The 18379-nt window shown below is 34.2% G+C and carries 16 protein-coding genes and 1 pseudogene; 16 read left to right on the forward strand and 1 reads right to left on the reverse strand.

Annotation, left to right across the window (positions count from 1 at the left end; translation table 11 throughout):
• Position 1 precedes the first annotated feature (1 nt).
• From C683_RS02205 to C683_RS02215, 3 genes are all read left to right on the forward strand, one after another.
• On the forward strand, positions 2-721 hold the full coding sequence (locus tag C683_RS02205) for a segregation and condensation protein A (RefSeq protein WP_009488907.1): 720 nt from the start codon (positions 2-4) through the stop codon (positions 719-721).
• The gene (gene scpB, locus C683_RS02210; RefSeq protein ID WP_009488909.1) at positions 712-1281 is read left to right on the forward strand and encodes an SMC-Scp complex subunit ScpB; all 570 of its coding nucleotides are present in this window, start codon (positions 712-714) and stop codon (positions 1279-1281) included. Before C683_RS02205 ends, scpB begins: the two co-directional genes overlap by 10 nt.
• An 86-nt stretch (positions 1282-1367) precedes the next feature.
• Positions 1368-2087 (forward strand): pseudouridine synthase, encoded by a 720-nt coding sequence (locus tag C683_RS02215; RefSeq protein WP_009488911.1) that lies wholly within the window; start codon positions 1368-1370, stop codon positions 2085-2087.
• Here the strand turns inward: C683_RS02215 and C683_RS02220 are convergent.
• Entirely contained in the window at positions 2084-2296 is a 213-nt protein-coding gene (locus tag C683_RS02220) for a ferredoxin (protein WP_009488913.1), read from the reverse strand. The genes C683_RS02215 and C683_RS02220 overlap by 4 nt on opposite strands.
• 37 nt (positions 2297-2333) lie before the next feature.
• Between C683_RS02220 and C683_RS02225 the strand changes: the two genes are divergently transcribed.
• From C683_RS02225 to cls, 13 genes and pseudogenes are all read left to right on the forward strand, one after another.
• Positions 2334-3356 carry a YpbB family protein gene (locus tag C683_RS02225; protein WP_040388593.1) on the forward strand — a complete coding sequence of 341 codons (1023 nt, stop codon included), beginning with the start codon at positions 2334-2336 and terminating at the stop codon, positions 3354-3356.
• Positions 3349-4752, forward strand: a complete 1404-nt coding sequence (locus C683_RS02230; protein WP_009488917.1) for a RecQ family ATP-dependent DNA helicase — start codon at positions 3349-3351, stop codon at positions 4750-4752. The genes C683_RS02225 and C683_RS02230 overlap by 8 nt, the downstream gene beginning before the upstream one ends.
• 73 nt (positions 4753-4825) lie before the next feature.
• Positions 4826-5347: a LysM peptidoglycan-binding domain-containing protein gene (locus tag C683_RS02235; RefSeq protein ID WP_009488919.1), complete on the forward strand. Its 522-nt coding sequence runs from the start codon at positions 4826-4828 to the stop codon at positions 5345-5347.
• 27 nt (positions 5348-5374) lie between these two features.
• Complete coding sequence (gene cmk / locus C683_RS02240; RefSeq protein ID WP_009488921.1) at positions 5375-6046, forward strand: (d)CMP kinase; 672 nt, start codon at positions 5375-5377, stop codon at positions 6044-6046.
• 123 nt (positions 6047-6169) lie between these two features.
• Entirely contained in the window at positions 6170-7354 is a 1185-nt protein-coding gene (gene rpsA / locus C683_RS02245; protein ID WP_009488923.1) for a 30S ribosomal protein S1, read from the forward strand.
• 23 nt (positions 7355-7377) lie between these two features.
• Positions 7378-8874: a glycerol kinase GlpK gene (glpK, locus tag C683_RS02250; RefSeq protein ID WP_009488925.1), complete on the forward strand. Its 1497-nt coding sequence runs from the start codon at positions 7378-7380 to the stop codon at positions 8872-8874.
• A gap of 2 nt (positions 8875-8876) precedes the next feature.
• On the forward strand, positions 8877-9860 hold the full coding sequence (gene galE, locus C683_RS02255) for a UDP-glucose 4-epimerase GalE (protein ID WP_009488927.1): 984 nt from the start codon (positions 8877-8879) through the stop codon (positions 9858-9860).
• A gap of 154 nt (positions 9861-10014) precedes the next feature.
• A pseudogene (gene secA, locus C683_RS02260) lies at positions 10015-12384 on the forward strand (preprotein translocase subunit SecA); the annotation flags it as partial.
• A gap of 62 nt (positions 12385-12446) precedes the next feature.
• Positions 12447-13548 (forward strand): peptide chain release factor 2 gene (gene prfB, locus C683_RS02265; protein WP_152411680.1). Its coding sequence is split into 2 segments (ribosomal slippage): positions 12447-12518 and positions 12520-13548, totalling 1101 coding nucleotides; the frame shifts between segments, so codons are not numbered across the junction.
• A gap of 10 nt (positions 13549-13558) precedes the next feature.
• Positions 13559-14248: a cell division ATP-binding protein FtsE gene (ftsE, locus tag C683_RS02270; protein WP_009488934.1), complete on the forward strand. Its 690-nt coding sequence runs from the start codon at positions 13559-13561 to the stop codon at positions 14246-14248.
• Positions 14241-15125, forward strand: coding sequence for a permease-like cell division protein FtsX (ftsX, locus tag C683_RS02275; RefSeq protein WP_009488936.1), 885 nt, complete (start codon positions 14241-14243; stop codon positions 15123-15125). Before ftsE ends, ftsX begins: the two co-directional genes overlap by 8 nt.
• 98 nt (positions 15126-15223) lie before the next feature.
• On the forward strand, positions 15224-16831 hold the full coding sequence (locus C683_RS02280) for an MFS transporter (RefSeq protein ID WP_009488938.1): 1608 nt from the start codon (positions 15224-15226) through the stop codon (positions 16829-16831).
• Between the two features lie 106 nt (positions 16832-16937).
• Complete coding sequence (gene cls, locus C683_RS02285) at positions 16938-18362, forward strand: cardiolipin synthase (RefSeq protein ID WP_009488940.1); 1425 nt, start codon at positions 16938-16940, stop codon at positions 18360-18362.
• Positions 18363-18379 lie beyond the last annotated feature (17 nt).

Genomic DNA, 18379 nt, shown 5'->3' on the forward strand with positions numbered 1-18379 from the left:
AATGGACGAATTAAATGTGAAAGTGGGCAGTTTTGAAGGCCCTTTAGAATTATTGCTACATCTAATTAAAAAATTAGAAATTGATATTTATGATATTCCTATGACTTTAATTACGGAACAATATTTACAATATATGAAGCAATTACCAAAAGAAGATTGGGATCAGACGAGTAAATATATGGTGATGGCAGCAACTTTATTAGCGATTAAAAGTAAAATGTTATTACCTATTGAGCAACAAGAGGAACAAGAAGATCCTCGTAAAGAACTTGTAGAGCAATTATTGACGTATCAGCAATATCAAGAAGCCGCAGAATGGTTAGATGAAAAGCAAGAGGGAAAATATGGCTGTTTTAGTCATGATAGTTATAATTTAGAACCTTATCAAAAAGAAGTTCAGTTAGAAATGGGAAAATATCAAGCTCAACAACTATATCAGGCAATTGCTCATTTACAATTACGTGCGAAAACAGAAGGGGAAGCACAAGAAAAATTTATTTGGAAAGATCACTGGACGATTGGTGGACAAATGCGTTGGCTAGAAGAACAGTTGCGACATCATTCTTCTTTTAGTTTACAAAAAAGTTGGCAAGGAAAACCTTCTCTTTATAAAGTAACTACTTTTTCAGCTTTATTAGAACTAGTAAAACGCGATGAAATGGTCGCAATACAAGAGAAAAATTTTGGCGAAATTATCATTAGAGGAAGGGAATGCGAGTGATTCAGAAATTAGAAGCACTTCTTTTTGTAGCAGGAGAAGAAGGGATTGAAAAAGAAGAACTAGAAGCATTATTACATTGCACACAAAAAGAATTAACTTCTTTTGTGGAGCAATGGTCAAAGGAAAATCAAAATCGAGCGTTACAAATCATTGATAAAGGAAGCTATTACGTATTAGGAACGAAACCGGAATATGCGACATTAGTGGAAGATTATGCAAATTTTGATTTAAATTCGAAATTAACAAAGCCTTGTTTAGAAACGTTGGCTATCATTGCCTATGAGCAACCAATTACTAAGATTGCCATTGATGAAATTCGAGGAGTAAATAGTTCGCAAAGAGCAATTCAAAAATTATTATCTTATCAATTGATTGAAGAGATTGGGCGTTTAGAACAAATTGGTCGGCCAAAACTTTACGGCACTACAGATTATTTCTTATCTTATTTTGAACTAAATTCTTTAGAAGACTTACCACCATTAACGCAAGAAGAAAAAGGAAAAGAAACAGAGTCCTTTTTTGCTACTAAAGATTCAGAAGAAAACGAAGAAGAAATATAAAGAAAAATATAATGGATAATTAAAAAGATAAAGAAAGGAAGCTATAGAAAGGAATCAGAATCATTTTTCTATAGGAGGAAAGGTATATGGAACGTTTACAAAAAGTAATGGCTCATGCTGGGGTCGCTTCACGTCGAAAATGTGAAGATTTAATTACGCAAGGAGTAGTTACAGTTAATGGGAAAACAGTGACAGAATTAGGATATAAAGTGTCTACACAAGATCGAATCGAAGTAAATGGAGTCCCAATTAGTAAAGAAGCTCCAGTTTATTATCTTTTTTATAAACCAAGAGGAGTAATCTCTGCTGTATCTGACGATAAAGGTCGCCCAGTAGTTACTGATTATTTCACAGATGTCCCAGAACGTATTTATCCAGTCGGACGTCTAGATTATGACACTTCTGGTTTATTATTATTAACCAATGATGGAGAATTTTCTCAGCGTTTGACACACCCTAAATATGAATTGGATAAAGTGTATGTGGCAAAAGTAAAAGGAATTGCAGACAAATATAATTTACGTCCGATTGCTTATGGTATGAAATTAGATGGTAAAAAGACAGCACCGGCTCGTTACGAAATTTTATCTGTAGATGAAACAAAAGGTTCAAGTGTTGTTTCTTTAACGATTCATGAAGGTCGTTACCATCAAGTAAAACGTATGTTTGAGGCTTGTGGATTACCGGTGCAAAAATTATGTCGTGAACAATATGGATTTTTAACACTGCAAGGATTACGTCCAGGTCAATATCGTGCATTAACTCCAAAAGAAGTGAAAAAATTAATGGCAGAAACAAAACGTTAATTTTTTCTTTGACGAATCGCGTGAGTAGGGCAGCATTTGGCAGCGTTTGCTAAAGGCTGCTCTTCTTCTTTTGTTGGCAAGTATTCATCTTGATCTGTATTTTTCCAACAAACAATGCTATTGTCATCATAATCAATGCAAGTAGGGGCCTTTCTTTGGCAAAGACCACACATAATGCATTCTTCTTTTTTTAAATAATATGAACTCATGTTGTCTCCTTTATTTTTTATAGAAAGTAGGTTTCAGATGTCATTTCAATGCTTTATTTTAAATCTATTTCGACATGGTCGCAAGTGTCGTGCTAGTACCGCTTATTTTGTATTAGTAGGAAAGAAAACAAATTCTGTTTTGACCTATGCGGCTTGCTACCATTTATTTTCGTATTACCATTTACTCCCTCAATTAACGAAAGAGGACTATTGGCAAGCAATCGATCAATTAGTAAAAGAAGGAAAAGTGATTTATACCGACCCATGGATTCAATTAACAGAACAGGGACAAGAGGAATTGGAAAAAACACCTGTTCTTTTAAAAGGATGTTTTGGTAAATATGATCAATGGCTATTTTCTCTACAGCGACGTTGGCTTTTTATTCAACAAATTCTTTCTGAATATAGCTATAAGAATCAACGTTATTTACCATTAACGAAAAATTATACTGAAAAAAAAGAAGTAAAACAGATCCTCCAACGATGGGAAAAACCAGTACAAGAAGTCATTGAAAACTATGTAGTAATTATGGAAACAGTGCTAGATGGTTTAAATCCTTTAGAACAAAAAATATTTGCTAGTCAATGGATAGGTCACCAATTTTATGGTTTTTCTGATGAAGAATTAAAAGCTGAGTATCAACTCGATGATTTTTCACTTTTTTTATTAAAAACACAGTTATGGATACAATTAGCCACTTTCTATGAGCAATCTAAGGAACTACAGTCAATTCTTCAATTACCATTACCTACTTTATCTCTGCGTTTACAATGGATTCAAAAAGCGGTGCATTATCCTCTATCTTTAATGGAAATGGAAAGATACTTGCGTAAGAAAAAAGGAACGATTTTTGATTATATTGTTGAAGTAGCTTTAGTAGATCCTACGTTTCCTTACCAGCATTGGATAACTAAAGGAGAAGAAGAAAAACTGATGAGTTATTATCAAAAAAATACGAATATTGGTAGTTGGAATTATCAAGTCGTACAAGAAGAAATCGGTGAAATTTCTTTTTATACCTATCGGTTATTTCAAATAAAGAAGGGATTTTATGGATAAGATTTTAAAAGAGATTTTTCATTATGACTCTTTTCGTCAAGGACAAAAAGAGATTATTGAACAAATTTTAGCAGATAAAGATGTATTAGCAATTTTACCTACAGGAAATGGAAAATCTTTATGTTACCAATATCCAGCTTATGTTCGCTCTGGATTAGTTGTTATTATTTGTCCTTTAATTTCTTTGATGAATGATCAAATTGAACAAATGCAACTGCGAGGAGAAAAAAGAGCGATTGCTTTTAATAGTCAATTAACCTATCAAGAGAAAAAAGAAGTTTTGCGTAATCTTTCTTCTTATCGCTTTTTTTTCATTAGTCCTGAATTAATTCGTCAGGAAGAGGTGTTAGCAACGTTGAAAAAAACAGAAATTCAATCGATAGTGGTAGATGAAGCTCATTGTATTTCTCAATGGGGAGTGGATTTTCGTCCTGATTATTATCAATTACCTTATATTCTAGAATCTTTAGGCCAACCGCAAGTGATTGCCTTAACAGCTACAGCAACACCTACTGTAATTGCAGATATTCGAACGATTTTATTTGCGAAAAAAAATTCAGTGGAAATCCAATATTCTGTATATCGCTCTAACTTACATTATTTAGTGGAAAAAGAAGTAGATAAGAGAAAATATATCGTTGATTTTTTGGCCAAATATGCAGGGCCGGGCATTATTTACTTTTCTAGTAAAAAAGAAGCTCAAAAAATGGCCTTAGAATTAAAACAATTAGGTTATGCTGCTGCGTATTATCATGGAGATATGATGACGGAAGATCGTTTAAAAATTCAGCAGCAATTTTTACAAAACCAATTGGAAATTTTATGCGCCACTACTGCTTTTGGAATGGGTGTAAATAAACCAAATATTCGTTTTGTAATTCATTATCATTTGCCTGCTTCCTTAGAAAATTTTGTACAAGAATCAGGAAGAGCAGGGAGAGATGGGAAGCCAGCTCTTTCAATTTTACTTTATAAAGAAGAAGATATTTCTTTACAACGTCTATTCATTCGAGAGGCATACCAAGAATTATTTGATCTTTTTATTGTTGATCCAAAGTGGCAAAGTGATTTACAAAAACGATGGTTACATTGTTTGCAAGATATTGGCTATCAAAAAGAAGATTTTATTCGACTTTTTAAAAAGAAAGAAAAAGAGCGTTATCAACAGTTAAGAGCGATGGTGGAATTTGTAGAAACGCCCTATTCAAGAATTCAATTTATTCAACGCTATTTTGCAGAACCGCAAGTTTTTCAATATGAACAAGAAACGGTTGCTATCGATGATATTTTAGAATCAAGAAGAGAATCATTAACGCAACCTCAAGAATTTTCAGTGCGTCATATTTTATATCAATTATTTCAACCAATGTTAGAAAAAACAGAGAAAACCACATAGAATCGAAAAATATTGGTTGGCGTAGGAAAAAATTATGATATGATGGTAAAGGAATGAAAAAGGAGGCAAATACATGACGAATTCAAATAAACAAAAAAAGAATACAAAAATGACAATGACATTAATTATTATTTTTGTACTTTTGATTTGTACTGTCCCTGTGGCAGGATATCTATATTTATCTCATAGTCAACAAAAAAATGAAAAAACACCACCAAGTGAACAAGTAATTAGTACGAAAGAGGAAAGTTCTGAATCAGCAGAGTCTTCTTCTGAAGATTACTCAGATAGTACAGATCAAACTTCTGATGGTTTATTAGAAAGTACACAAACCAATGATGAAAATTCAGAAGGAATGATGCAAGATACAGCGATGTCAGAAAGTACGATGAGTACAGAAGATATGAATCAAAATACTACTCCTTCTTCCACAGAAAATGTAGATGGAAATGTTGGTACTTATACCGTACAACCACAAGATAATTTATATCGTATTGCATTAAATCATGGAATGACACAACAAGAATTAATGGATTTAAATGGCTTGACTTCAACCGATGTGAATGTAGGACAAGTATTAAAGGTAAAACAATAAGAAGAAACTTAGAGAGGAATATGATTCATGAAACCATTAGTGGTCGCAATTGATGGACCTGCTTCAGCAGGGAAAAGTACTGTAGCAAAACAAATTGCTAAAGATTTTAATTATATTTATGTAGATACTGGCGCGATGTATCGTTGTGCAACTTTATTAGCAGAACGAAATCATCTTGCTTTTAATGATGGAAAGGCTATTGTTGAAGTTTTGAAAAATGGAAATTTAACTTTCCGTCAAGAAGCAGATGGACAACATGTATATTTTGATGATGAAGATATTACTTTGGCTATTCGTATGCCAGAAATTAATGCTCATGTATCCGAAGTAGCTTCTTTAGAAGAGGTACGTCATTATCTTGTTTCTCTACAACAAGCTTATGGAGAAAAAGGTGGCTTAGTTATGGATGGACGTGATATTGGTACTTGTGTTTTCCCTAATGCTGATGTCAAAATTTTCTTAGTAGCAAGTGTAGAAGAACGCGCAGAACGTCGCCACAAAGAAAATTTAGAAAAAGGAATTCCATCAGACTTAGAACAATTAAAAGTAGATATTGCTCGTCGTGATCATTTAGATGAGACGCGTGAAATTTCTCCATTAACCAAAGCAAAAGATGCAATCTTAGTGGATACTACAGGAATGTCCATTGAAGATGTAGTTGCAAAAATTGAAGGAATTATGAAAGAAAAAGAAGAGTAAGTTTTTCTTACTCTTCTTTTTGTCTTTCTTTTGTAATAGGTGTTTCATTGGTAAAACGAATTCATTTTCTGTATAATAAACTTAGTATAGAAATACGTTAATGCTGTTAGGAGGACAAATGTCATGACGGAAAATTTTAAAGATCAAGAAAATGAAATGTTAGATGCATTAAATAGTGTAAAAGAAGTATCTGTAGGAGATACAGTAAAAGGAGAAGTTCTTTCTATTCAAGATGGAAAACAAGTCATCGTAGGAATTGAAGGAGCAGGAGTAGAAGGAGTAATTCCAAGTCGTGAACTTTCTACTTTACCTTTTGAAAAAATTGAAGATATCGTCAAAGTAGGAGACGTTTTAGATTTAGTCGTTATTTCTACAATCAGTGATAAAGAAAATGGCAACTATTTATTATCTAAACGCCGTCTAGATGCCAAAAAAGCATGGGTTGACATCGAAGAAAAATTTAAAAACAACGAAATTGTTGAAGGAAAAGTGACCGATGTCGTACGTGGCGGCTTAGTCGTTGATCTTGGTGTTCGTGGCTTTGTTCCTGCTTCTATGATTACTGATCACTATATTAAAGATTTTTCAGAATACAAAGGTCGAGTTTTACCATTAAAAATTATGGAAATTGAACCTTCTGAAAATCGTTTAATTTTATCTCATGTCGCAGTGATGAATGAAGAAAAAGAAGAAGCACGTCAAAAACGTTTACAAGAATTAGTAGCAGATGAAGTATTAACAGGAAAAGTTGCTCGTTTAACTGATTTTGGTGCTTTTGTTGACTTAGGTGGCGTTGATGGATTAGTTCACGTTTCTGAAATTGCTCATCATCACGTTGCAAAACCAAGCGATGAATTAAAAGTTGGCGATGAAGTTACTGTGAAAATTTTATCTGTTGATCCTGAAGAAGGTCGTGTTTCATTATCAATGAAAGCAACACAAAAAGGACCATGGGAAAAATTAGCAGATGAAGTTGCAGTTGGCGATGTTTTAGAAGGTGTAGTAAAACGTTTAACTGACTTTGGTGCTTTTGTAGAAATCTTCCCAGGAGTAGAAGGATTAGTTCATATTTCTCAAATTTCTCATAAACATATTGCTACTCCACACGAAGTATTAAAACCAGGACAAGAAGTAAAAGTTAAAGTTTTAGATATGAATCCAGCAGAACGTCGTATTGGTTTATCTTTAAAAGCATTAGAAGAGCAACCAGAAGCATTCGTTGGTGAAAAAGAAGAAGAAACAATGGTTTATGAAACTGAGGAACCAAAAACAACGATTGCAGATGCCGTTCAATTTGAAGAAAAATAAAGATAAAAAATAGTGGATTATTTATGAAAAGATATATTTTAGCAATTGATCAGGGGACAACAAGCACTCGTGCAATTTTATTTGATAAAAATGGCCAAGTGGTAAAAAAAAGTCAACAGAGGATTCCTCAATATTATCCGCATCCAGGATGGGTCGAACAAGATGTCAATGAAATTTGGAATTCGGTGTTAGCTGTAATTTCTGAATGTTTAGGGAAATCAGGAATTACTGCCAGTGAAATTGCAGGGATTGGGATTACCAATCAGCGAGAAACAACTGTAGTTTGGGACAAAAAAACAGGACAGCCTATTTATTCAGCGATTGTTTGGCAATCTAAACAAACTACTTCTTTGACTGAGAAGTGGCGTAATCAAGGATATGCTACTTTATTCTATGAACGTACAGGGTTAGTGTTAGATGCTTATTTTTCCGCTTCTAAACTATGTTGGATTTTGGACCATGTAGAAGGAGCTAGGGAAAAAGCAAAACGTGGAGAATTATTATTTGGTACGATTGATACTTGGTTATTATGGAAATTAACCGATGGAGAAGTTCATGCGACAGATTATACAAATGCCAGCCGTACAATGTTATTCAATATTAACGAAGGAAAATGGGATGATGAAATTTTACGTCGCCTAGATATTCCTAAATCTTTATTACCAGAAGTTCATGATAATGCTCATATCTTTGGTTACACAGCGCCACATCATTTTTATGAACAAAAAATTCCAATTAGTGGGATGGCTGGAGACCAACAAGCTTCTTTATTTGGTCATGGGATGTTAGAGCCAGGGATGCTAAAAAGTACATATGGTACTGGAGCATTCATTATGATGAATACAGGCTTAGAACGTATTTATTCACGTTGTGGCTTATTGACAACAATTGCCTATGTTTTAGACGGCGAAATTCATTATGCTTTAGAAGGTAGTGTCTTTATTGCTGGAAGTGCAATTCAATGGTTAAAAGATAATTTAGAAATTTTGGCCGATGCTAAAGTTTCTGAAGAAGAAGCTCGTAAAGTAAAAGATACAAATGGAGTATACATCGTTCCTTCTTTTACAGGATTAGGTACTCCTTATTGGAATGAAAAAGTACGTGGCTCTATTTTTGGTTTGACACGTGGTACGAAAAAAGAACATTTAATTCGTGCAACCTTAGAATCGATTGCTTATCAAACAAGAGATGTTATTGATGCGATGAATCATGAAGCTCAACTGCCTTTATCTATTTTACGTGTCGATGGAGGAGCAGCCAATAACAATCTATTATTACAATTCCAAGCCAATATTTTAGGACTAAACGTAGAACGAGCACCGATTTTTGAAACGACAGCTTTAGGTGTAGCTTATTTTGCTGGATTAGCGGTTGGATTTTGGAATAATATTGAAGAAATTAAGCAATTAAACAGTACAGGTCGTATTTTTAAATCAAATATGCAAGAAGAAGAAAGAGAAAAATTGTATCGTGGTTGGAAAAAAGCAATTGAAGCAACGATTCAATTTAGTGAGGATTAGTTATGTCAATTTTAGTATTAGGGGGAGCTGGTTACATTGGCTCTCATATGGTCGATACATTAATCGAAAGAGACTATGATGTAGTAGTCGTAGATAATTTATGTTTAGGTCATAAAGAAGCGATTCATCCTAAAGCACGTTTTTATGAAGGGGATATTCGTAATCGAGATTTTTTAACTTCTGTTTTTGAAAAAGAGGAAATTGAAGGAGTAATTCATTTTGCAGCCTTTTCTCAAGTAGGAGAATCAGTAGAAAAACCTTTAGAATATTTCAATGATAATGTTTATGGAACTCAAGTACTATTAGAAGTAATGAAAGAATTCCAAGTAGACAAAATCATCTTTTCTAGTACGGCAGCGACTTATGGTGAGCCAGAACGTGTACCGATTACTGAAGATATGCCAACGACACCAAAAAATCCATATGGAGAATCAAAATTATTTATGGAAAAAATGATGCATTGGTGTGATGAAGCTTATGGTCTACGTTACGTAGCATTACGCTATTTTAATGTTGCTGGAGCAAAAGCAGATGGGACCATTGGTGAAGATCACCGTCCAGAAACGCATTTAGTTCCTATTATTTTACAAGTGGCATTAGGCCAAAGAGAAGCTTTATCTATTTATGGAGATGATTATCCAACGTCAGATGGAACATGTATTCGAGATTATGTACATGTCATGGATTTAGCCAAAGCTCATGTTTTAGCCTTAGAGTATCTATTTGCTGGTGGAGAGAGTGATGTCTTTAATGTGGGTAGTGAAAACGGATACTCAGTAAAAGAAATGTTAGAAGCGGCGCGCAAAGTGACAGGAAAAGAAATTCCGGCCCATATTGCACCACGACGAGCAGGAGATCCAGCAAAATTAGTTGCCTCCCCAAATAAAATTAAAGAAGTATTACACTGGGAACCAGATTATACAGATATCGCATCCATTATTGAAACCGCTTGGACATGGCATCAAAAACATCCTTATGGATATTAAAAAGAGTGCTTAGCACTCTTTTCTTTTTTATAAATTTCTTTTATCAACGGAAGAGAAAGGGTTTCATGTTGTTTATATCACTTACTGTGTTATAATAATGTATGATTGTGGTGATCATACCTCATGGACGAAAGAGAAGAAAGGGATTATAGCGATGGCAAACTTTTTGAAAAAAGTAATCGAAAACGATAAAAAAGAATTAAAACGCCTAGACCGAATGGCTTGTAAAGTTGAAGCTTTAGCTGATGAAATGGCAGCTTTAAGTGATGAACAATTACAAGCAAAAACAACAGAATTTAAAGAACGTCTTCAAAAAGGAGAAACGTTAGATGATCTGTTATATGAAGCTTTCGCTGTCGTACGTGAAGCAGCGAAACGTGTGCTAGGTTTATTCCCTTATCATGTACAAATTATGGGTGGAATTGTATTACATGATGGTAATATTCCAGAAATGAAAACAGGGGAAGGAAAAACATTAACGGCGACAATGCCTGTTTATTTAAATGCGCTTTCTGGAAAAGGGGTACACGTGGTTACTGTTAATGAATATTTAACACAACGTGACGCAGAAGCGATGAGTGAATTATATGAATATTTAGGCTTAACGATTGGTATTAATACGAATGCTAAAACGCCAGCTGAAAAGCGCGAAGCTTACTTATGCGATATCACTTATAGTACAAATAACGAATTAGGATTTGACTACTTACGTGATAACATGGTGACTTATAAAGAGGATATGGTACAACGTCCTTTAAACTATGCGATTGTCGACGAAGTAGACTCTATTTTAATCGATGAAGCTCGTACGCCATTAATTATTTCTGGACCAGCAGAAAAATCAACTGCTTTATATATTCGTGCGGATAAATTTGTTAAAAAATTAAAAGAAGAAATCGATTATACCATTGATATTCAAAGCAAAACCATTGGATTAACCGATGAAGGAATTAACAAAGCAGAAGAAGTTTTCCATTTAGAAAACTTATATGATGTAGAAAATACAGCATTAACTCACCATTTAGATGAAGCTTTACGTGCAAACTACATTATGATTCGTGATATTGATTATGTAGTTCAAGATGGAAAAGTAATGATCGTTGACCAATTTACAGGTCGTATTATGGATGGTCGCCGTTATTCTGATGGATTACACCAAGCGATTGAAGCTAAAGAAGGTGTTAAAATTGAAGATGAAACAAAAACAATGGCAAATATTACCTTCCAAAACTATTTCCGTATGTATAATAAATTAGCGGGAATGACAGGGACAGCGAAAACAGAAGAAGATGAATTCCGTGAAATTTATAATATGCATGTTATTCAAATCCCAACAAATAAACCAATTGCGCGTGAAGACCGAGATGATTTATTATATCCAACATTGAAAGCTAAATTCCATGCAGTAGTAGAAGATATTAAAGAACGCCATGCCAAAGGACAACCTGTATTAGTAGGTACAGTAGCGGTAGAAACTTCAGAATTATTATCTAATATGTTGACAAAAGCACGTATTCCTCATGAAGTGTTGAATGCGAAAAACCACTTTAAAGAAGCAGAAATTATTATGAATGCAGGTCAACCTGGAGCAGTAACTATCGCTACTAACATGGCTGGTCGTGGTACCGATATTAAATTAGGGCCTGGAGTAGAAGAATTAGGTGGTTTAGCAGTTATCGGAACAGAACGTCATGAAAGTCGTCGTATCGATAACCAATTACGTGGACGTAGCGGACGCCAAGGAGACGTTGGTGTTTCTCAATTCTATTTATCTTTAGAAGATGATTTAATGCGTCGTTTTGGTTCTGATCGTGTTCGTGCGATGTTAGAGCATTTACGTGGTGATGATGATGAAGAAATCGTTATCCAAAATAAAATGATTACAAAACAAGTAGAAGCAGCACAAAAACGTGTAGAAGGAAACAACTATGATTCACGTAAACAAGTGTTGCAATATGATGATGTAATGCGTGAACAACGTGAAACGATTTATCGTGAACGTCTACAAGTTATTAATGAAGAACATTCACTAAAAGACGTTATTTTAGGTATGATGCATCGTACGATTGAACGCTCTATTAAATCTTTTACTCGTGGAGATAAAAAAGAGTGGAACTACGAACAAATTGCTAACTTTGCGAATACAACGATTTATTCTGAAGCAGAAGAAAAAACAGCAGCTGACTTTGAAGGAATGACACCAGATCAAATGAAACAAATGTTATTCCAAAAAGTAGAAGAAGAATATGCAAACAAAGAAGCACAATTAGATGCTGATGCATTATTAGAATTTGAAAAAGTTGTTATTTTACGTGTAGTAGATGAAGATTGGACAGACCACATCGATGAGATGGATCAGTTACGTCAATCTATTGGTTTACGTGCTTATGGACAAAATAACCCATTAGTAGAGTATCAACAAGAAGGATATCAAATGTACAATCAAATGATTGCAGATATCGAATTTGAAGTTACTCGTTTATTCTTAAAAGCACGTATTCATAATGATATGACACGTAGTGAACAATTATAGAAAAAAGGAGAGGCAAGAGTTCTTGCCTCTTTTCCTAAATATGGAGGAAAATTATGGAACTTAGTGAAGTGAAAAGTCGTTTAGAAAAGACAGAAAATAAATTAAAAGATTTTAGGGGGTCTCTTTGACTTTGATGGTTTAGAAGAGACAATCTCTGTAAAAGAATCAGAGATGAGCGCTCCTGACTTTTGGGATGATGCAGAAAGAGCGCGTAAAATCATTGCTGAAGTCAATCTAGCCAAAAAACAATTAGAAACCTTCCAATCATTAGAACAACAACAAGAAGAGTTGGAAATGATGGTGGAATTAGCAGAAACCGATGCCGATTTTCAACAAGAGTTAGAAGAACAATTGCCACAGTTTGAAGAACAATTGGGTGCTTATGAATTAGAACAATTATTAGATGATCCTTATGATCATAATAATGCGTTATTAGAAATTCATCCTGGAGCTGGAGGAACAGAGTCTCAAGATTGGGGAAGTATGTTACTTCGTATGTACCAACGTTGGGCAGAAAAACATCATTTCAAAGTTGAAACAATGGATTACCAACCAGGAGATGAAGCAGGAATTAAAAGTGTTACTTTACTGATCAAAGGAGAAAATGCCTATGGATATCTCAAAAGTGAGCATGGGGTCCATCGTTTAGTTCGTATTTCTCCTTTTGATGCAGCTAATCGTCGTCATACTTCTTTTGCCTCTGTAGAAGTGATGCCAGAAATTAATGAAGATATCGATATTGAAATTAAAGATGAAGACTTGAAAATCGATACTTACCGTGCTAGTGGAGCTGGAGGGCAACATATTAATAAAACAGAATCTGCAGTTCGTATTACGCACTTACCTACAGGGATTGTTGTTGCTTCACAAGCTCAACGTTCGCAATTGAAAAATAGGGAAATTGCGATGAATATGTTAAAGGCGAAATTATACCAAAAAGAAATGGAGAAAAAAGCAGAAGAACAAGCAGCATTACGTGGCGAACAAATGGAAAATGGTTGGGGCTCACAAATTCGTTCTTATGTTTTCCATCCATATACAATGGTTAAAGATCATCGTACACAGCACGAAACTGGAAATGGCCAAGCTGTAATGGATGGTGATTTAGATGCCTTTATGAATGAGTATCTACGTTCACAAATGAACCAAGGATAGGAGGAAAAATATGCCAATTATTCAAATGCGCGATGTTAGTAAAAAATATAAAAATGGAACCACTGCGTTACGTAATGTTTCAGTTTCTGTAGAACCTGGAGAGTTCATCTATGTAGTTGGTCCAAGTGGGTCTGGGAAATCAACTTTTTTAAAACTAATTTATCGTGAAGAAAAAGCAAACCGTGGAGAAATCGTTGTCGCTGGGGAAAACTTGATGAAATTAAAAAATAAAAAAGTTCCTTTCTTGCGCCGTAAAATGGGGACAATTTTCCAAGATTACAAACTATTACCAAATAAAACTGCATACGAGAACATTGCTTATGCGATGCAAGTCATTGGGAAAAAGCCCTATGAAATTAAAAAGCGTGTGCAAGAAGTATTAGACTTGGTTGGTTTACGCCATAAAGCAAAAATGTTTCCAAATCAATTATCTGGTGGAGAACAACAACGAATTGCTATTGCAAGAGCTATTGTAAATACTCCTAAAATTTTGATTGCCGATGAACCTACTGGAAACTTAGATCCAGAAAATACATGGGAAATCATGAAGATTTTGGAACGAATTAATCAACAAGGAACCACTGTTATTATGGGAACGCACAATAGTAGCATTGTAAATACGATTCGTCACCGTGTATTAACGATTGAAAATGGACGTATTGTGCATGATGAGATGGAAGGAGTGTACACTTATGATTAGAACTTTTTTCCGTCACTTTGTAGATAGTTTAAAGAATTTAAAACGTAATGGTTGGATGAGTTTTGCTTCCATTGCAGCAGTAACGGTCACTTTAACTTTATTTGCTGCTTTTCTAACATTTATTTTTAATATGAACGAAATTGCAGCGAACATTCAAAAAAATGTTACCGTTTCCGTGTTTATGGATCCCAAAATTACCAACTCACAAAAACAAATTTTAAAAGAAAAACTAGAAGATTTACCGGAAGTAAGTAAGGTTACTTACTCTAGTAAAGAAGAACAATATAAAAAATTAGTTCAAACGATGGGGAAAGAATGGGAAGTCTTTAGCAAAGAAGATAATCCTTTATATGATGTTTATATGGTTCAATCCAATAATCCAAAAGAAACGCAAAAAATCCAAGATGCTGCGAAAAAAATGCCTCAAGTAATCGACGCTAGCTATGGAGGAGCAGAAGCAGAGCGCTTACTTCATTTAGCAGATAAAGTAAAACTTTGGGGTGTGATTATTGCGGTCGTTCTACTAATTATTGCGATTTTTCTAATTTCTAATACGATTCGCGTAACGATTCTTTCTCGAAAACAAGAAATCCAAATTCAACGTTTAGTAGGAGCAACAAACACTTATATTCGTTGGCCATTTTTCCTAGAAGGAGCATGGATTGGATTATTAGGCTCAATTATTCCGATTTTAGGAATGAGTTTTATTTATCCAAAAATCTATCAAATGTTAATGCCAACTTTACAACAAGCAGGTTATCATTTATTAACTCCAGGCTCATGGGTAATTGGATTAAGTGTAGGAATTGCTATTCTTGGAATGGTGATTGGTGCCCTTGGTTCTACACTATCTATGCGTAGATTCCTAAAAATTTAATGAGAACTTACTAAAAACACAATCAGTAAGGAGCAGATGATTCGTCTTTTCCTTATTGGTTGTGTTATATATTTATATTGGAGAAAGGAGAAATCATTATGGTACAAGAAAAAACTACAAATGACAACAAAAAATGGTGGATGCTTGGTACTTTAGCTTTAGCAGTTTCAATGATTGTTATTGACGGTACTATCGTAAACGTGGCATTACCATCGATTATGAAAAACCTACACTTTACGTTTACAAATGCAGAATGGATGATTACGATTTACTCTCTTGTCTTTTCATCTTTATTAATTACTACAGGTCGTATTGCCGATGCGATTGGTCGTAAAAAAATGTTGATTGCTGGGGTTATCGTATTTATTATCAGTTCTATGATGGCAAGTTTTGCCACAAATATTGGCTTTATGCTATGTGCTCGTTTCATTCAAGGGGTTGGAGGAGCTATGGTATTGCCAACTACTTTATCAACCGTTAACCAATTCTTTAAAGGAAAAGACCGTGTTATTGCCTTTGCCGTTTGGGGTTCTGTAATCTCTGGTATGGCTGCAGTTGGTCCATTATTAGGAGGAGTATTTACTACTTTTGCGACTTGGCATTGGGTCTTTTGGATTAACTTACCTCTAGGAATTATTATTATTTTAGGAGCATTACGTTTTATTCCTGAAAGTACAGGGAAAAAATTTAGTGGACACTTTGATTGGTTAGGATTTATTTTATCTGTCATTGGTTTTGCTAGCGTAGTTTATGCTTTAATTGAAAGTAAAAACTATGGTTGGTGGACACCAAAAACAGGATCACCAACGATTGCTGGTATTTCTGTGATTCCTTATTTCTTAGCCTTAGGTGTAATTACTTTAGCTTTATTTGTTCTTTGGGAACGTCGATTAGAAAAACAAGGAAAAGATCCATTAGTTTCCTTCTCACTATTTGGATTACGTTCATTTAGTTTAGGAAATATTATTGCGATTGTCGTTGCTGTTGGGGAATTTGGTTTATTATTTGTTTTACCATTATTCTTACAAAATATTTTACAATTAAGTGCAATGAATGCTGGTTTATTACTATCTCTAATGGGAGTAGGAGCATTCTTTGCTGGTGGAATGGCAACACCATTTGTTAAGAAAACAAGTCCAAAAGTAGTAGTTTCTACTGGATTAGCCTTAGAAGCCTTAAGCTTATTCTTATTCTTCTTCTTTATTCAACCTGGTTGCTCTACTTGGTTAATTGGATTATTCATTTTAATCTATGGAGTAGGATTAGGATTTGCTTCTGCTCAATTGACTTCAATTGTGATGTGTGAAATTCCAAATGAAAAAGCGGGACAAGGTTCTGCTATTCAATCTACAGTTCGTCAATTGGGATCTGCCTTAGGAATTGCAGTAGTAGGTACAATGTTTGCTACTTTCTTATGGCATGATATCCCAGGTTCTTTACAACCATTAAACTTACCACCTCAAGCAGAACAAGGCATTGAAACAAGTGTCATTGAAAGTGCAGGTGCAAGTATTAATGTATTAAAACATAATAAAGAATTAGATTTAGTACCAAAAGAAAATCGTAACAAAGCCTTTACACAATTAGATGCTCAATTTACAAAGAGTATTGATAAATGTGTAGGGATTAGTGGATGTATTTTATTCTTAAGCTTTATCTTGACTTTCTTTTTACCAAAAGAGAATAAGAAAAAAGAAGACGAATAAAAGAAAATTAAGCCATCTAGTAAATTACTAGATGGCTTTTTATTTATCTATAAGAAAAATGTTGGTATAATAGGGATAAAATACAGGAAGTAGGAAAGGATTTTTTATGGCGACGTTCGTATTAGGATTATTATATGTAATCAATTTATTAACTATTTTAGTCATTGTTTTTCGAGGACGTCATCGAACAGCACAAACATGGGCTTGGGTTCTAGTATTAACTTTCTTGCCAATTATTGGTTTACCCCTATATGTTTTGTTTGGACGTGGCGTTTCACAGCGAATTTTTGATTTGCGTGATGAAGAAAAAGTTGGGATTATTGAGGAATTACAAGAACAAAAAGAAGAGTTACAAAATAAGACATTTCAAGCTCCTGTAATCCCAGGAATGGATGTAGATCCGTTGATTTATATGATGACGGTCGATGGTGGATCTTTATATACTAAAGATAATCATGTGGATTTATTTATTGATGGAATTGATAAATTTGAACATTTATTGCGTGATATTGAACAAGCACAAGACCATGTACATATGGAATACTTTGCTTATGAAGATAAACGCTTAGGAACAGTTCTTCGTGATTATTTAATAGCAGCGGCGCAACGTGGTGTAAAAGTGAAATTATTAGTTGATGGTTGGGGAAGTATTGGTACAAAAGATGAATTTTTCAAACCGTTAAAAGAAGCAGGAGCTACCGTAGGACGCTTCTTCCCATATATTACTCAAGTAAATTATCGAAATCACCGCAAAATTGCAATTATTGATGGAAAAATTGGTTACGTCGGTGGATTCAATATTGGCGATGAGTATTTAGGATTAAATCCTAAGATGGGATATTGGCGTGATAATCATTTACGTATTGTCGGCCCAGCTGTTCATTCTTTACAAAATCGTTTTTTAATGGATTGGAATTCACAATTTAAAAATAACAAAGAAACTTATCAGGTAGAATACTTCCCACATATGGAAAAACAAGGAAATATTGATATTCAAGTGATTGCTTCTGGTCCAGATAGTGATCATGAACAGATTAAAATGGTTTATTTAAAAATGATCAATATGGCAAAAGAAGAAATCATTATTCAAACTCCTTATTATATTCCAGATGATGCTATTCATGAGGCATTAAAACTAGCGTTAAATTCTGGAGTGAAACTACGTATGCAAATTCCAAATAAACCAGACCATATGCTAGTATATTGGGGAACTTATTCTTTTGTAGCAGAATTAATGCAATTAGGAGCAACAATTGAAATCTATGACAACGGATTTATGCATGCGAAAACCATTGTTGTTGATGGTAAGATTACTTCGATTGGCTCTGCAAACTTTGATATTCGTTCTTTACATTTAAACTTTGAAATTAATGCAGTAATGTATAGTGAAGAATTCGCTCAATATGTTCGTAATACAATTATGATGACCAGTCAACAATGTCATGTATTAACAAAAGAATTGTATGATGAACGAAGTACATTTATTCGTTTCAAAGAAGGATTGGCTCGCTTAATTGCTCCAATTTTATAACAGCAAAGGAATCTAGA

Source organism: Catellicoccus marimammalium M35/04/3, assembly GCF_000313915.1.
Lineage (GTDB): Bacteria > Bacillota > Bacilli > Lactobacillales > Catellicoccaceae > Catellicoccus > Catellicoccus marimammalium.

What these genes read in the sequence shown, in the direction of transcription:
- C683_RS02205 (WP_009488907.1), top strand. Translation starts at nt 2, where the DNA reads ATGGACGAATTAAATGTGAAAGTGGGCAGTTTTGAAGGCCCTTTAGAA.
- scpB (WP_009488909.1), top strand. Translation starts at nt 712, where the DNA reads ATGCGAGTGATTCAGAAATTAGAAGCACTTCTTTTTGTAGCAGGAGAA.
- C683_RS02215 (WP_009488911.1), top strand. Translation starts at nt 1,368, where the DNA reads ATGGAACGTTTACAAAAAGTAATGGCTCATGCTGGGGTCGCTTCACGT.
- C683_RS02220 (WP_009488913.1), bottom strand. Translation starts at nt 2,296, where the DNA reads ATGAGTTCATATTATTTAAAAAAAGAAGAATGCATTATGTGTGGTCTT.
- C683_RS02225 (WP_040388593.1), top strand. Translation starts at nt 2,334, where the DNA reads ATGTCATTTCAATGCTTTATTTTAAATCTATTTCGACATGGTCGCAAG.
- C683_RS02230 (WP_009488917.1), top strand. Translation starts at nt 3,349, where the DNA reads ATGGATAAGATTTTAAAAGAGATTTTTCATTATGACTCTTTTCGTCAA.
- C683_RS02235 (WP_009488919.1), top strand. Translation starts at nt 4,826, where the DNA reads ATGACGAATTCAAATAAACAAAAAAAGAATACAAAAATGACAATGACA.
- cmk (WP_009488921.1), top strand. Translation starts at nt 5,375, where the DNA reads ATGAAACCATTAGTGGTCGCAATTGATGGACCTGCTTCAGCAGGGAAA.
- rpsA (WP_009488923.1), top strand. Translation starts at nt 6,170, where the DNA reads ATGACGGAAAATTTTAAAGATCAAGAAAATGAAATGTTAGATGCATTA.
- glpK (WP_009488925.1), top strand. Translation starts at nt 7,378, where the DNA reads ATGAAAAGATATATTTTAGCAATTGATCAGGGGACAACAAGCACTCGT.
- galE (WP_009488927.1), top strand. Translation starts at nt 8,877, where the DNA reads ATGTCAATTTTAGTATTAGGGGGAGCTGGTTACATTGGCTCTCATATG.
- ftsE (WP_009488934.1), top strand. Translation starts at nt 13,559, where the DNA reads ATGCCAATTATTCAAATGCGCGATGTTAGTAAAAAATATAAAAATGGA.
- ftsX (WP_009488936.1), top strand. Translation starts at nt 14,241, where the DNA reads ATGATTAGAACTTTTTTCCGTCACTTTGTAGATAGTTTAAAGAATTTA.
- C683_RS02280 (WP_009488938.1), top strand. Translation starts at nt 15,224, where the DNA reads ATGGTACAAGAAAAAACTACAAATGACAACAAAAAATGGTGGATGCTT.
- cls (WP_009488940.1), top strand. Translation starts at nt 16,938, where the DNA reads ATGGCGACGTTCGTATTAGGATTATTATATGTAATCAATTTATTAACT.